Annotated in this window: 14 protein-coding genes; 1 reads left to right on the top strand and 13 read right to left on the bottom strand. The window is 64.0% G+C overall.

Translation table 11 applies throughout. The features are described 5' to 3' along the window. The first annotated feature begins 95 nt into the window (after nt 1-95). A complete protein-coding gene (locus C1A35_RS26820) occupies nt 96-965 on the top strand; it encodes an ATP-binding protein (protein ID WP_104667285.1) in 870 nt (289 codons plus the stop codon). A 130-nt stretch (nt 966-1,095) separates the two neighbouring features. On the opposite strand, the gene C1A35_RS26815 is transcribed toward C1A35_RS26820, so the two are convergent. The 13 genes from C1A35_RS26815 to C1A35_RS26755 all read right to left on the bottom strand — a co-directional run bounded on the left by C1A35_RS26815 (nt 1,096) and on the right by C1A35_RS26755 (nt 15,250). After that, nucleotides 1,096-2,649 (bottom strand): peptidoglycan DD-metalloendopeptidase family protein, encoded by a 1,554-nt coding sequence (locus C1A35_RS26815; RefSeq protein WP_104667284.1) that lies wholly within the window; start codon nt 2,647-2,649, stop codon nt 1,096-1,098. Nucleotides 2,650-2,837: 188 nt separating this feature from the next. Continuing rightward, nucleotides 2,838-3,482, bottom strand: coding sequence for a biotin biosynthesis protein BioC (locus C1A35_RS26810; RefSeq protein WP_104667283.1), 645 nt, complete (start codon nt 3,480-3,482; stop codon nt 2,838-2,840). 192 nt (nt 3,483-3,674) lie between these two features. Then, nucleotides 3,675-4,328 carry a protein-L-isoaspartate(D-aspartate) O-methyltransferase gene (locus tag C1A35_RS26805; RefSeq protein ID WP_104667282.1) on the bottom strand — a complete coding sequence of 218 codons (654 nt, stop codon included), beginning with the start codon at nt 4,326-4,328 and terminating at the stop codon, nt 3,675-3,677. Further along, entirely contained in the window at nt 4,325-5,095 is a 771-nt protein-coding gene (surE, locus tag C1A35_RS26800) for a 5'/3'-nucleotidase SurE (protein ID WP_104667281.1), read from the bottom strand. Before surE ends, C1A35_RS26805 begins: the two co-directional genes overlap by 4 nt. Before the next feature lie 25 nt (nt 5,096-5,120). Further along, nucleotides 5,121-6,404 (bottom strand): serine--tRNA ligase, encoded by a 1,284-nt coding sequence (serS, locus tag C1A35_RS26795; protein ID WP_104667280.1) that lies wholly within the window; start codon nt 6,402-6,404, stop codon nt 5,121-5,123. 46 nt (nt 6,405-6,450) lie between these two features. Beyond that, on the bottom strand, nt 6,451-7,293 hold the full coding sequence (gene tatC / locus C1A35_RS26790) for a twin-arginine translocase subunit TatC (protein ID WP_104667279.1): 843 nt from the start codon (nt 7,291-7,293) through the stop codon (nt 6,451-6,453). Next, complete coding sequence (gene tatB, locus C1A35_RS26785; RefSeq protein WP_104667278.1) at nt 7,290-7,991, bottom strand: Sec-independent protein translocase protein TatB; 702 nt, start codon at nt 7,989-7,991, stop codon at nt 7,290-7,292. Before tatB ends, tatC begins: the two co-directional genes overlap by 4 nt. 74 nt (nt 7,992-8,065) lie before the next feature. Then, on the bottom strand, nt 8,066-8,272 hold the full coding sequence (locus C1A35_RS26780) for a twin-arginine translocase TatA/TatE family subunit (protein ID WP_104667277.1): 207 nt from the start codon (nt 8,270-8,272) through the stop codon (nt 8,066-8,068). 91 nt (nt 8,273-8,363) lie between these two features. Then, nucleotides 8,364-9,476, bottom strand: coding sequence for an ABC transporter ATP-binding protein (locus C1A35_RS26775; RefSeq protein WP_104667276.1), 1,113 nt, complete (start codon nt 9,474-9,476; stop codon nt 8,364-8,366). Between the two features lie 82 nt (nt 9,477-9,558). Continuing rightward, entirely contained in the window at nt 9,559-10,287 is a 729-nt protein-coding gene (gene scpB, locus C1A35_RS26770) for an SMC-Scp complex subunit ScpB (RefSeq protein WP_104667275.1), read from the bottom strand. Then, complete coding sequence (locus C1A35_RS26765; RefSeq protein WP_440271566.1) at nt 10,280-11,146, bottom strand: segregation and condensation protein A; 867 nt, start codon at nt 11,144-11,146, stop codon at nt 10,280-10,282. Before C1A35_RS26765 ends, scpB begins: the two co-directional genes overlap by 8 nt. 37 nt (nt 11,147-11,183) lie before the next feature. Further along, the gene (gene nagZ / locus C1A35_RS26760; RefSeq protein ID WP_104667274.1) at nt 11,184-12,200 is read right to left on the bottom strand and encodes a beta-N-acetylhexosaminidase; all 1,017 of its coding nucleotides are present in this window, start codon (nt 12,198-12,200) and stop codon (nt 11,184-11,186) included. A 179-nt stretch (nt 12,201-12,379) separates the two neighbouring features. Next, nucleotides 12,380-15,250, bottom strand: coding sequence for an SPOR domain-containing protein (locus C1A35_RS26755; protein ID WP_104667273.1), 2,871 nt, complete (start codon nt 15,248-15,250; stop codon nt 12,380-12,382). Nucleotides 15,251-15,255: the final 5 nt, after the last annotated feature.

Below are 15,255 nucleotides of genomic sequence, written 5' to 3'. Positions count from 1 at the left end.
GGCCGCGACGCGGTTACCGTAAACACCTGGGCCGCGCCGCCCAAAACCTTGACGGCTACGGCCAAACACCTGATTCAGCGAGTGGAGAGAGACAAATGCCGGAAGCAAAGATCGACGTTCTCATCAGGGAAATGCAGAAGCTTTCCGCGGCGATCGAGCGCATGGCAGGGCCCGGCGCGGCAACCAACGACTGGACCGCTGCCGAGTGCTTCGTCTGGGCGCCGGCAACGCACCATCTGCAGCCGGTCGCCAAGCCGAACCGTATCGAACTGTCGCTCATCACCGGGGTCGACCACGTCCGCGACATCCTGCTCGACAACACGCTCCGCTTCGCCGAGGGCTTCACGGCCAACAACGTGCTTCTCTGGGGCGCCCGTGGCATGGGCAAATCCTCGCTGGTGAAATCGGTCCATGCACAGGTTGCCCGCGAGACCGGGATTGCCGTCAAGCTGGTCGAGGTCCATCGCGAAGACATCGCCACGCTGCCGGCGCTGATGGACATTCTGAAGACCGCGCCGGTTCCCGTGATCGTCTTTTGCGACGACCTGTCCTTCGATCATGACGACACGTCCTACAAGTCGCTGAAAGCCGTGCTTGACGGTGGCGTCGAGGGGCGGCCGTCCAACGTGCTTCTCTACGCCACCTCGAACCGGCGCCACCTGTTGCCGCGGCACATGATGGAGAACGAGCAGTCGACCGCGATCAACCCTTCGGAGGCGGTCGAGGAGAAGGTTTCGCTGTCCGATCGCTTCGGCCTGTGGCTCGGCTTCCACAAATGCAGCCAGGATGACTATCTGGCGATGATCGACGGCTACGCGCGGCACTATGGCTTCAAGGTCAACAGCGAGACCCTGCACGCCGAGGCGCTCGAATGGGCAACGACCCGTGGCGCAAGGTCCGGCCGCGTCGCCTGGCAGTTCATCCAGGATCTCGCCGGCCGCCTGCGCCACCGGCTCGAAGGCTAACCGGCGCTTCGCGAACGCGAAGCGACGCAGACATCGGGAAAATGAGAGCACCGCCTGCCCAAAAGGACAAGCGGTGCCGTAAAACATCGGATCTGGATCGCTCCGCGCGCCTGTCGCGGCTGCGGCGGCCCTATTCGAGGAAGGTCGCCGGGTTTACCGCCGTGGCGTTCTTGCGCACCTCGAAGTGAACCTGCGGCTGGCTTGCCCGACCGGTCATGCCCGAGGCTGCGAGCGTCTGACCGCGCTGAACCTTCTGGCCGCGCTGAACCTTGAGTTCGGAAGCGTTGCCGTACACCGTGACCGTACCGTCGTCGTGGCGCACCAGAACCGCATTGCCGAGTTCCTTCAGGCTGCTGCCCGAATAGATGACGACGCCGTTTTCGGCCGCCTTGATCGGCGTGCCCTCGGGCACCGAGATGTTGATACCGTCGTTGCGGTTGCCGTCGACATTGGCGCCGTAGCCGGCGACGACGGCGCCGCGCACCGGCCAGCGGTACTTGCTGATGCCCGTCGACTTCGGAGAATCTTCGTCGATCTCCGTCGTCTTGCTCGCGACTTCCGTGACGCTCTGCTTGGCAACCGGCGCCTGGTATTCCGCCGGCTTGTTCTTGTCGAGCGAAGCAACTTGCGGCTGCTCGGCCTTTTTCGGAACGGAGGCCGTCTTGACCTGATCCAGTGCAGCACCGCCTGCGCCCGGCAACTGCAGGGTCTGGCCGACGCGGATCGATTCTGCGGTCAGGCCGTTTGCCTGCTTGAGGGCGGAAACGGACACGCCCGTCGCCTTGGCGATGCGGTTCAGCGAGTCGCCCGGCTTGACGGTGTAGGATCCGCCGCCGGCGCCCTCGCCGTTCGTTGCCGGCTTGCCCGCAACGACGTCAGACTTGCCTTCGCCTTTCTCGCGGGACTGGGACGAGCCCGGCAGGATCGCAACGTCACGCTGGTTGACCGGCAGCGGCGAAGGCTGGCGGTTGCTGCCGTCGAGATCGGCGATCGAGTTGGTGGCGGCCGCCTTGGCAGCACTGCCTGCGACGCCGAAGGTCGGGATGACGAGGCGCTGGCCGGTCTCGACCTGCGCCGCGGACTGCAGGCCGTTGGCCTTGAGGATTTCCTTTTCCGGCACACCGAAGCGCTTCGAGAGGACGGCAACGCTGTCACCCGGGCGAACCATGATCGTTGGGGCGTTCTGCGTCGTCCAGCCGCTCTTGCTTGCTGTCTCCTTGACCGTTGCCGGAAGCGTCTGCTGCGTGGCGAGCGCCGTCTGCTGGCGTGCTGCCGGGAACGGCTGGGCTTCGGCGCGCTGGTGTCCACCAGCGCTTGGATCAGCCAGAGTGTTGCGCTGAACGGAGATCGGGGTCGAGGCGACGCGGGCATTGGATACGGGCGTGGATGCCGTGTTTACCGGATCGTAGGCACCCTGCCCGGCCGCTGCCGGATAGGGCTGACCGAGAGCCGAACCGCGGCTATCGACCGGCGCTGCCGCCATCTGGCCGACAGACACATCGCCGCGAGGAACCGGCGTTGCGTCTCGGGGGATGGAATTGGTGGTGATGTTGTCGGATCGGGAGAACAGGCCGTCAAACCGGCTGGCATCCGAACTGCAGCCTGTTGCGACGCCTGCCAGCAGGACCGCCACGCAAAGGCGGATCGTCGACTTTCCAACCCCGGGAGATACAAACTTACGCATGACGCTTACCCACTCCGAACGCAACTCGATGTGGGTTGATTAAAGCGTATTAGAGTTACCGCGTGGTTAAGGTTGACCCCACCAAAGGACTAATTTGACCAAATGCTAACCATAGGCCGACCATCGCCTTACAAGGGCATGCCAGCGGGACAGCCGCAGGGGGCTGCACGGCCTCAAAGAGCCCCATCCTAGATCAGTTCGGAATAGAGACGTTCGATCTCAGACACGGAACTCCGTTCCGTCTGGTTCTCTTCATAGCTGATGCTTGTCAGGTCCCAGGCAAAGATCTGTCGCCCTGCCGGATTGGCCAGGGTTTCGGACTGCGCCGTCTTGTCCTCTTCGAGCAGCACGCTGACCAGCGTCTGGAACGCGGCGTCTCCGTCCGCACCGCTTGCTTCTTCGTATTCGAGCGACCGCAGGCCGGCGACAGCCGCCTCGCGTGTCCCGAAATAGCGCAGACTGTTCTGGTCCTCCGGCCGAAGGCCGTCGTAATAGTCGATAAAGTTCTTGTAGTAGGCCTGGTGATCGCCGGAATCGAGAAACTTGCCGAAGGCCTGGTATTCGCGCGAGGCCAGCTGCGGCGACAAGCGATTGTTCCACTCGTCGCGCGTGAGCGCCGGCTGACCGTCCGATGCCTTCTTCGTCTGGCTTAGGTAAAGCAGGGCGTCAGCAGAAAGCGAGATGCGCGGCGTCGGGTCGAAGAAGGTCGTGGCGAGCGCCTGTGCTGCCTGCTCATCCCTAACCGCGGAATTCGTCTGGCCGCCATTGCGCCCTGCAAGATTGTTCAGCCCGTCGCCCGATGCCGCCGCCGTCAACCTGTTCGCGATCTGCATGTGCCGTCTCCGTACCTCGCGACCCGGTGTCCGCCGACGTCGCAGGCAGCGACGACTCGCAGGCGGAACCCTGTCCGTGCAAAGGGAGGCGTATGGCGCGAAGCTTGCGCGAGGCTGGAGCAGGTTAAGGCTTCGTTAATAATCCGAAATCAGCGCGGCCGGCGCGCCTCTCCCGCTCCAAGGGGGCAATGATCAGAGAAACGACGCCAGCTGCGGCACGATCGGAAGGTAAGGCGCGTCGAACAGATCTTCGCGGTCGAAGCGGCTGCCCGTGCGGCTGACGCGAACGACCCGGCAATGGGTCTCGCTCATCATGATCGGAACCAGCAACGTGCCACCGGAAACGAGGTGGTCGGAGAACATGCGCGGCAGGCTGTTGAAGGCGGCAGTGATGAGGATACGATCGAACGTGCCCTCACCCGGCGCGCCGGCGCTGCCGTCGGCATGCCGGACGACGACATTGCGAACGCCTGACTTTTCAAGGTTCTTCTGCGCGGTGCCGACAAGCGTCTGGTAACGGTCGATCGTCAGCACGCGCTCGGCAACGCGCCCCATGACCGCGGCGGTGAAGCCGCTGCCGGTGCCGACTTCGAGAATACGCTGACCGGATTTCAGATTGAGGCTGTGCAGCAGGCGCACCGCAAAGTCGTATCCCTCCATGAAGGAGCCGCAATCGAGCGGGATCGTGCGCTGCGAATAGGCATCGGCCTGATACTGCGGTGGCGTAAAATGGCTGCGTTGCGTCTGCTCGACCGCCTTCAGCAGGTCATGGTTCACGATGCCTTCGGCCCGCAGCCGCAGCACCATCTTGGCAAAGCCTTCCTGTTCCGTCACCCGCGCGCTCAATCAACGGCTCCGTCGCTGAGCGCCCGCGCCAGCCGATCCTGGACACTGTAATCGGTGAGGTCGAGCTTGAGCGGCGTGACCGAGATCATGTTTTCGCGCAGCGCATGAATGTCGGTGCCAGCGCGGAAATCGCCAAAACGTTCGCCGAAACGCAGCCAGAAGTAAGGAAAGCCACGACCATCGGTTCGCTCGTCGATCGACAGGCCGAAGTCGAGCTTGCCTTGCGACGTAACCTCGGTACCGGCAACGGCGTCCGCCGCGCAGTTCGGGAAATTGACGTTGAGCAGCGTACCGTCAGGCAGATCCACCTTCACCAGCTTGCGGATCAAGGCCGGCGCGTGTGTTTCGACGACATCCCACGGAACGGTCTTTCCCGGCGCGTGATGGTAGGCCTGGCTCAGTGCAATCGAGCGGATGCCCTGCAGCGTACCTTCGATGGCGCCGGCGACGGTACCGGAATAGGTCACGTCGTCGGCCATGTTGGCGCCGATGTTGACGCCGGAGAGCACGAGATCGGGCTTGCGGTCGAGCACCTTGCGAACCGCCATGATGACGCAATCGGTCGGTGTGCCGCGAAGCGCAAAGCGCTTTTCCGCGATCTGTCGGAGCCGCAGCGGCTCCGACAGCGTCAGCGAATGGGCAAGGCCGCTCTGGTCCGCTTCCGGTGCGACGACCCAGACATCGTCCGAGATCGTCCGGGCGACCCGTTCGAGCACCGCCAGGCCTTCCGCGTGAATGCCGTCATCGTTTGTCAGCAGGATCCGCATGGTGCCGTACTCCCTTCGACGTTGGTCAGGCAGCCTTTTCGATGCGCGTCTGGCCGCCCATGTAGGGGACCAGCACTTCCGGCACCGATATCGAACCATCATCATTCAGATAGTTCTCGATAACGGCGATGAGCGCGCGGCCGACGGCAACGCCCGAACCGTTCAGCGTGTGAAGGAAGCGGGTTCCCTTGTCTTCCTTGGTGCGGTAGCGGGCGTTCATGCGGCGCGCCTGGAAATCGCCGCAGACCGAGCAGGACGAAATCTCGCGGAACGTATCCTGTCCCGGCAGCCAGACCTCGAGGTCGTAGGTCTTGCGGGCGCCAAAGCCCATGTCGCCGGTGCAAAGCGTCATCACGCGGTAATGCAGGCCGAGGCGCTTCAGCACCTCCTCGGCGCAGGCGGTCATGCGCTCATGCTCGGCAACGGACGTTTCGGCATCGGTGATCGAGACCAGTTCCACCTTGTTGAACTGGTGCTGGCGCAGCATGCCGCGGGTGTCGCGGCCGGCGGAACCAGCTTCCGAGCGGAAGGACGGCGTCAAGGCGGTAAAGCGCAGCGGCAGCTTTTCGCCTTCCAGGATCTGCTCCCGGACGATGTTGGTGAGCGGCACCTCAGCGGTCGGGATCAGCCAGCGGCCATCCGTTGTGCGGAAGAGATCCTCGGCAAACTTCGGCAGCTGGCCGGTGCCGTACATCGCATCGTCGCGCACCAGAAGCGGGGGCTGCACCTCGGTGTAGCCATGTTCCTGGGTGTGCAGGTCGAGCATGAACTGGCCGAGCGCGCGCTCGAGCCTGGCCAATTGTCCCTTGAGGATCGTGAAGCGCGACCCGGAAATGCGGGCCGCTCCCTCGAAATCCATCAGGCCAAGCGCTTCGCCGATCTCGAAGTGCTCGCGCGGCTGGTGGTTCCAGCTCGGCTTCTTGCCGACGACGGCCTTGACGACATTGCCGGTCTCGTCGGCGCCAACCGGAACATCGTCCAGCGGGATGTTCGGAATGCGCGAGAGCGCATCGTTGAGCTCCGCCTCGATCTTGCGGCTGTCCTCTTCGAGCGCCGGCATGGCGTTCTTGAGATCGGCCACCTCGGCCTTCAGCTTATCGGCGAGCTCGGCGTTCTTCTGCGCCATGGCAGCGCCGATATCCTTCGACGCCGCATTGCGGCGCGACTGCATGTCCTGCAGCGCCTGAAGGTTCGCGCGACGGCGTTCGTCGAGGGCGATGAGAGATGCCGACAAAGGCTCCGCGCCCCGCTTCGCCAGGGCAGCGTCCAGCATCTCGGCATTCTCACGGATCCATTTGATATCAAGCATTGTCGTTCCACGCGTTGGTCAGATCACGGCGCGAAATCTCGAATGCTCAGCCCTTGGCGGGGCCGACCTCTCCGGAAGATCCTTCCTGCGACTCGGCAGCCTCGCTTTTGAGCGCGTCCGCTGCCCGCTGCCTTTCGACGAGTCGCGCCGTATAGATCGAAATTTCGTAGAGAAGGATGGCTGGCAGCGCAAGGCCGATCTGGGAAATCGGATCGGGCGGCGTAAGCACGGCCGCGACAACGAAGGCGATCACGATCGCGTATTTCCGCTTCTCGGCGAGCCCCTGCGAGCTCACGAACCCGACGCGGGCAAGAAGCGTGGTGATTACCGGAAGCTGGAAGACAAGGCCAAACGCAAAGACCAGCGACATGATGAGGCTCAGATACTCCGAGACCTTCGGCAGGAGCTGGATGGCCACCTGCCCTTCGCCGCCACCCTGCTCCATGGCAAGGAAGAACCACATTACCATCGGGGTGAAGAAGAAATAGACAAGCGCGCCGCCAAGCAGGAACAGGAGCGGTGACGCGATCAGGAACGGCAGGAACGCTGCGCGCTCGTTCTTGTAGAGCCCCGGCGCAACGAACTTGTAGATCTGTGCCGCGATCATGGGAAAGGCGATAACCAGCGCACCGAACATCGCCACCTTGATCTGTGTAAAGAAGAACTCCTGCGGCGCCGTATAGATCAGTTCGACGTTGCGGTGGCTGAGCCCCGCCCAGCTCACGGCCCATTTGAAGGGCAGCACCAGAAGATTGAACAGACCCTTGGCAAAATAGAAGCAGACGAGGAAGGCAACGAAGAACGCGCCGACGGCCCATATCAGGCGCCTGCGCAGCTCGATCAGATGCTCGATCAGCGGCTGCGGCCGATCCTCGATGTCGCCGCTCATGCTTCACCTTTCTTGCGCGCCGTGGTGCGCGGCTTGGACGTCTTGGCAGCGGGCTCCGCTGCTGCCGGCGTCACCTTGCTCTTTTCGGCGGCCGGCTTTGCAGGCGCCTTTGCAGAAGACTTTGCCGTGGATTTGGGCGCTGCCGCTGCAGTCTTGGACGCGGCCTTCTTTGCCGCCGGCGCCGCATCGACCTTCGCCTTCGGCGCACGTTTCGGCTTTTCTGCCGGTACGGCCGCGGCCTCGGCCCGCTCGATCTGGCGGTTGGCCGAGCCGATCGCTGCGGCGGCAACCGCATCTGCCGGCTTCGCTTCCACCACTGCCGGCGCAGCTGGCGCCGCGACCGGCTCGACGGCAGTCACCGGATCGACGCTGCTCGTTGCCTCAGGCCGGTCGGGTGTTGCCGCCTTCTGCAGGTCGGCCTTGATCTCGTTGCCCATCTGGCGCAACGGATTGATCGCATCGCGCAACGCATTGGCCGGGTTGAGACTTTGCGCATCGCTGATGGTCTTGCGGACCTCGTCGAGGTCCGCCTCACGCAGCGCTTCATCAAACTGCTGACGGAAATCCGACGCCATGCCGCGCAGTTTCGCAGTCATGCGGCCGAAAGCCCGCAACATTGGCGGAAGATCTTTCGGCCCGACAACCACGATCAAAACGATTGCGATGACGACGAGCTCGGTCCAGCCGATATCAAGCATGCGATATGTCCTGCAAACCCTTGATGCCGCCGGCCCGGTATGGACACCGGACAGGCTTCACCGACACCAGACCGTTAGCGAACTTCGTCAGACTTGTGATCTACGGTCTTGCCGTCGAGCGTCTTGTCGGCAGCAGCCGCCTCATCGTCGGTCATGCCCTTCTTGAAACTCTTGATGCCCTTGGCAACGTCGCCCATCAGTTCGGGGATCTTGCCACGACCGAACAAGAGCAGCACCACGACCAGAACGATCAGCCAGTGCCAAATGCTTAACGAACCCATGCTCTTACTCCTCTGAGCCTTCCCCGATTTAGGCTCTATCACATGTCAATTTTCAGGCGTGCCTCACGCACGCGCTACGTCGTGACAGAACCTAAGATGCTGAACCGTCTTTTTCAAACAGTAATATATCCCGCTCGTTAACTGAAAGCATTACATCACGCAATCCATGCGGCAAACGGTCCGCGCGAATGCGGGCCCTGACAACCTCTTCGCAACGCGGCACGGCGAGTTCCAGCAGTTCGACCACGCCGATGAAGCGCCGCGAGAGAATGCGCGCGGGAATGTCGCCATCCTCTTCGCCGACGCGCACGCCAGACAGTCTGACGGCAACGGAGAGACGCTTGCCTTCCGGATGCCGCCCCGCGGCCACGCTTCCAACCGGCGTTTCGACCCGGCCGCCGCGGACCTGTGCGTCGAAGACATTGATCTCCGAGAAGAAGCCGGCGGCAAAGAGGTTGCTGGGCTCACGATAGAGTTCGTCGGCCGTTCCGACCTGCACGAGCCGCCCGTCCTTCAGGAGTGCGATGCGATCCGCCATGCGCATCGCCTCTTCGGCATCATGCGTGACGACGATCGCCGTTGCCCGCGTTTCCCTGAGGATGGCGAGCGTATCGGCACGGATCGAATCCTTGAGGCGCGAGTCGAGACCGGAAAAGGGTTCGTCCATCAACAGCACCGCCGGACGCGGCGCCAGCGCGCGGGCGAGCGCCACGCGCTGCTGCTCGCCGCCGGAGAGCACATGCGGATACTGGTCGGCGTAATGCGACAGACCGACACGCTCCAGTGCCGCGTCCGCCTGGATCAGCCCCTCCTTCTTGGGGATCGCCGTCAGGCCGAAGCGAACATTGTCGCGGATCGTCATGTGCGGGAAGAGCGCAAAGTCCTGGAACATCAGCCCGACGCCCCTCTTTTCCGGCGGCAGGAAGACCGAAGGGCCTGAGATTTCCTGACCGTTGAGCATCAGACGTCCGGCGCTCTGCCGCTCGATCCCCGCGGCAATACGCAGCAAGGTCGTCTTTCCCGACCCGGACGGGCCGAGCAGGCACAGGACCTCCCCCGCCTTGGCTGCCAGGCTGACGCCCTTGATCGTTTCCTTGGCGTGATAGCTGTGATGGATATCGTCGAAGGTCAGGCTCGCCGCGAAGGATACACCCGCTGTCCGTCGCGTGGTCATGACGGGGGCGTCCTGCGGATCTGAAGCCATGCTCTTGTATTCCTTGACACCAGTGGCGCAGGGCCAGAGCGGCCCGACGCCTTGGAAAGCCGATATCTATAATCAGGTTTTTCTAATCGGCTTCTTCGCCCTTCGGTGTCAAGAGCCCCAGTTCCTCCAGATCGAGCTGGGTAATCGGATCCTCGTTCTCGGCCAGGTCGTCGTCACCGGTGGGCACGGGGATATTGAGGTTCGAGGGCACGCGGCCCGAGAGCAGGCCCGCCCCCTTCAGTTCCTCGATCCCCGGCAGGTCGCGCAGTTCCTCGAGCCCGAAGTGATCCAGAAAATCGCGCGTCGTGCCGAAGGTCACCGGACGCCCGGGCGTGCGCCGGCGCCCGCGAAAGCGGACCCAGCCCGCTTCCATCAACACATCGAGCGTGCCCTTCGAGGTCTGCACGCCTCTGATATCCTCGATCTCGGCGCGCGTGACCGGCTGATGGTAGGCGATGATCGACAGAACTTCGAGGGCAGCGCGCGAAAGCTTGCGGACCTCCGGTTCGTCCGTCTGAACGACGAAGGAGAGATCGGCGGCGGTGCGGAAGGCCCAATGGTCGGCCACCTGGACGAGGTTGACGCCGCGAGTCGCATAGAGCGCCTTCAGCCGCAGCATGATCCCGCGAACATCGGCGCCGCGCGGCAGGCGGCTCTCGATATAGGCCTCGGACACCGGTTGCGCCGAAGCGAACACGAGGGCTTCGGCGATCCGCTCGGCTTCCTGCTCGAGCCGGGGATCGAAGGATGCCGCCTCGATTTCATCGTCATCGTCGGGAACGCCGGGCAGATACTTCTGGGCTTCAGCCACGGGCTGCCTCCATTTCGGCAAGTGTCTCCGCATCGATCGGGTTCGGTCCGCGCCGCAGATAGATCGGCGCGAAAGCCGCCTCCTGCCGGATCTCCAGGCGCCCCTCGCGAACCATTTCGAGCGACGCGGCAAAAGAACTGGCAATCGCCGTCGCCCGCTCCTTCGGTGTCGCCATGTAGCGGATCAAAAAGTGGTCGAGCGCGGTCCAGTCGTCGAGCTCGCCGATCATGCGCGCCAGGATCAGCCGCGCATCCGACAGCGACCAGACGTGGCGCTTCTCGATCGTCACCTGGGTTACGGCCTGCCGCTGACGCAGGCTCGCATAGGCGCTCAGGAGATCATAAAGCGAGGCGTCGAAGCCCGATTTCTTCTCGGTGACGATATGCTCCGGCGCGCCGCGCACGAAGACGTCCCGCCCCAGACGGTTTCGGTTGATGAGCCGCGTCGCCGCCTCGCGCATCGCCTCCAGGCGCTTCAGCCGGAGGGCCAGCGCCGAAGCCATCTCCTCGCCGGACGGTCCCTCATCCTTCGCCTGCTGCGGGATCAGCAGCCGCGATTTCAGGTAGGCGAGCCATGCCGCCATGACGAGGTAGTCGGCGGCGAGCTCGATGCGGATGCTGCGCGCCCGCTCGATGAAGGCGATGTATTGTTCGGCAAGCGCCAGCACAGAAATGCGCGAAAGGTCGACACGCTGGCTACGGGCGAGGTGCAGCAGGAGGTCAAGCGGGCCTTCAAAGCCGGCGATATCAACCACCAGCGCTTCCTCATGCAATCCGCGCTCGGACGTCTCGTCCTGCCACAGGGGCTCCATCGGCGCCTTCGACGCAGGCTTGCCTTGTCTTTCGCCCGCATTGCTCACTGGCAGCCCGATCCTTTCCTTCAGCCTTCTGCTTGCCTCAGACCGTTGCAAACAGGGCGTTGAATTCCGCCCGAAGATCGACTTCGTTCTCACCATCCGGCGCCCGGAAGGCCGCTTGCGCGGCCCTCGCCCGGCGCAAGCTCTCGCCGGCCAGCACCGGCACGACATCCGCGACGGCCTTCATTTCCTCCATTATGCCATGACAATGCAAGACGAGATCAAGTCCTGCGGCGATGATGTTGCGCGCGCGGGTCGTCATGTCGCCCGCCAGCGCATTCATCGACACGTCGTCCGACATCAGCAGGCCATCGAAACCGATATGGCCGCGGATGATTTCGCGCACGACCTTCGCCGACGTGGTCGCGGGATTGTCCGGATCAATCGTCGTGAACACCATATGTGCCGACATCGCCATCACCTCGTCCTTCATCGCAACGAAGGGCAGGAAGTCGCTCGCGGCAAGCTCATCGAATGTGGCGCTGACGACCGGCAGGTTGTGATGCGAATCGACGAAGGTACGACCGTGGCCGGGCATGTGCTTCATCACGGGCAGCATGCCGCCGGCCTTCAGCCCCTCGCCCATCGCACGGCCGATTGCCGTGACTGTCTCTGGATCATGGCCGTAGGCACGATTGCCGATGACGTCGTGGCTGCCGGGCACCGGCACGTCGAGCACCGGCAAACAATCGACGGTAATGCCGAAGCGCATCAGGTCAAAGGCATGCAGGCGGCCCATCAGCCACGCGGCACGCAGGCCAAGCTGCACGTCGCGGCGATAGATTTCGCCGATCGCCGCCCCATTCGGATACTGCTGTACGAGCGGCGGGCGGATGCGCTGAACGCGTCCGCCTTCCTGGTCGATGAGCACGGGTGCGTTCGGATTGCCGATGCTGTCGCGAAGGGCAGCCACCAGATCCGAGATCTGCCGCTCCTCGCCAATGTTGCGGCCGAACAGGATGAAGCCCCAGGGGCGTTCTCCTGCGAAGAAGTCGCGCTCTTCATTCGTCAGGGAAAGGCCCTTGCAGCCGGAGATAAATGCTTTTGATTCGCTCATTCAAAGAGCATAGAGCGCGCGCCGCCCGGCGCGAAGCCACAAAGACGAAGCCCCGCCACTCATGCACAAGGCCCTGCACAAAGCCCGACATCAGGCCCGGGGACAATCAAAGCCCTGAAAAGGCGAAGGGCGCGGCTCCTGAGCCGCGCCCTTCTCCAACTCTATCCGTCATGCCAGGCTTACTTGGTAACCAGGCAGCTTCCGCCGGCGCCCTTGTACTTGGAGCACAGAGCGTTTGCTTCTTCCTTGGAACCGGCCGGGATACGGACGCGGTAGTAGGTGCCCTTGCCGGCGATTTCCGCCTTGCGGATATCGACACCGCGGCCGCCGATGACGCTTCCAAACTTGTTGGAAAGGCTGTTGTAGGACTTCTGTGCTTCGGCCTCGGACGGCAGGGACGCGACCTGGATGAAGTAACCACCGGCCGGAACCGATGCCGTGGCAACCTGCTGGGCCGGTTGCGTCTCGGCCGGGAGAGCGGCCTGTTCCTGCGCCGGCTGGACATTTTCGACCGGCTTTGCCGCCGGCCGGGTCTGCGGCGTCGGCGCCTTGTCGCCACCGGCAGAAGCCGTTGTCGTTACGCTACGGACCGGAACCTGCTCGATGTTGGCGTTGCCCGTTGCGGCAAGCGCTACCTGGTCGGTGTTGGCCGAAGCCTGGCCAGCCGCGGCGACGTCGTTCGAAGGCGTCGCGGGCAGCGGCTGGGTCGTGCCGGCGACGTCGGTCGCAGGTGCGGCAACCGGCTCTTCGCGAGCGACGAGCGTTCCATCCGGCTTGACGATCATCGTGCGCACCTTCCTCGGTGCGACGGCGGGCGTCTTGTCTTCATCTTGCGCAGCGGTCTCGGCATTGGTGCCATCCGGCAGCAAGCGATCGCCGTCCTCGTCCGTCGGCAGTGCCGTCTGCAGGGTTTCGGCCTCGTCGTTGCCCTCGAGCGGCAGGGTCTCCGGGGTCAGCGTCTTCTGGACGACATCCATCGGCTCCTCGGTCGAAGAAACCAGTGCTTCCTGCTGCGGCGCTCCGGCCTGCGCGCCGGCGACGCGGTCATAAACCGCCTTGTCCTGGTTCGGGACGGTCTTGCCGCCCTTCTCCTCGGGAACGATCTTCACCGGAGCCTTGTCGGCCAGGATGATCTTCGGACCTTCGGCCGAGCTAACCGCGCCGCTACCGCCCATCCAGGCGTAGACGGCAGCGCCACCAAGGATGATGACGCCGGCAACGCTTGCCGCCAGCAGCATCGTGCGCTGCGAACGCCGGCCGGTGCCATACTCGCGGTACTCGCCGGCATCCTGCTGGCTTTGCGCGGCCGAAAGCCGTTCGGCGTCGCGGGCAACCGCCGGACGCTCGACGATCGAGCGGCGGAAGTCTTCTTCCATCGCCTTCTCAAACTCGTCGAAATCGTCGAGCGAACCCTGGCCAAGGGCCGGAGCAACGGCTGCGGCCGGCGCCGGACGAGCAGACTCTGCCTTCTCGGCGGGAGCCGAGCGGGCTTCCTTGACCGGAGCCGGCGTCCCGAAGAGCTGCGCCATTTCCGCATCGATATCGAGATCGTAGTCGGCGGGATAGGCAACGGGCTTTTCCGTTTCGATCACCGGCAACTGCGGAACGTCCATGTCGGCGATCGGCGCGACGCCGTTTTCGGCTTCGGCAATCATCGACGGGTCGAAGGGCAGCGTGCTCTCGGGCTGTACTTCCTGGCGCTCGACAGGCGCGGGCGCGACGTAAGGCTCGACGAACCGCTCCGGCTCACGCTGAGGAACAACGGCCTGCACCACCGGCTGTACCGGCGCTTGCGGTACGACCGCGGCGACAACCGGCTCATCTGCGGCGATGTCGGCGAAGTCGAGCTTCAGCGCCTCGTCGGAGAGCGCCATTTCGAAATTCTCGATGTCCAAGCTCGGCTCGTGCTCCGGCTGGGCAACTGGCCCGGCCACTTCGACCACGGGCTCGGCGACCTGAACGGGGGCAGCGGCCACAGTGGCAACCGGTGCCGCGACAGGGGCGACCGACGACACCAACGGACCTGCAAAGGCACGCTGCTGGCTGGCACCCGAGGCGGATGCGACCGGCGTCGCCCGGCTGAAGGTCGGCGTAAACGGATAAGGGCTCTTCTTGACCGGAGCCGTCGCGGCGACGGGCGTCACCACCGGTGCCACGACAGGATGCGTTTCCGCATGGAGGGCCGGATGCGAAGAAACCGCAGCGGCAACCATCGCGCTGACCGGAGGAACCGGGAACCGTTCGATATCGGCCAGGAGATCGTCGCGGACAGCGTCCTGCTCGATAACTGCCTGAGCTGCGGCCACGTCTTCCTGGTAGGAAGGCTCAATTTCGCGCTCTTCGGCCACGACATCGACGCTCGGCTGTTCATAGGCCGAAAATGCTTCCGGAGCCGGCTCGGCCCAGACCGAAGCAGCTTCGACGGCCGGCGCCTGCCGTGCATCGACGAACTGATCACGCGGATCGATATCCTGCGGCTCGACGTGCGCTGCAACCTCGGCAACGTCGTCCGACAACAGATCGGCTTCGCCAAGCGACAACTCGAGTTCGCGCTCAAGGTCGAACGCCGGCTCGTCAACGACGGCCTCGACGTTGCCGGCTTCGGCAACCTGCGGCGCCACGGAGAAGGCGTGAACCTCGGCATAGTCCTCGTCAACGACGGGCGCCGGAGCTGCCTCGACGCGCTCGGGCTGGAGGAACACCGGCTCTTCAAGCTCGACGACGGGTTCCGCCGCCGGCTCTTCGTTAACGACGACGTGTTCGGCTACCGGTTCGAACCGGGGCTCTTCGACCGGAGCCGACTGGATTGGAGCCGGCTGCGGCGTGGACCGCGGCGCGTCGTAGCTGTCGAAGGCGCGAAGAAGCTCGTCTTCGAGATCGAAGGCGGGGTCTTGACGCACCGCCTCCTGGTGTCGCTGCAGTTCCTGCAACTGTTGGACGGCCGGCCGGGCATCGTAACCGACGATCCGGGCGAGTTCGGCCAACGGATCATCGTCTGCCAATACATCGAATTCAGCCGGCCCGCTTCGTGCGAATTGTTTGTCTGCCATGCTCT

Source organism: Ensifer adhaerens (assembly GCF_002940685.1).
GTDB classification, from domain to species: domain Bacteria; phylum Pseudomonadota; class Alphaproteobacteria; order Rhizobiales; family Rhizobiaceae; genus Ensifer; species Ensifer adhaerens_E.
Note: the sequence above shows the minus strand (reverse complement) of the source record. Positions and strands in the feature narration are given on the sequence as shown.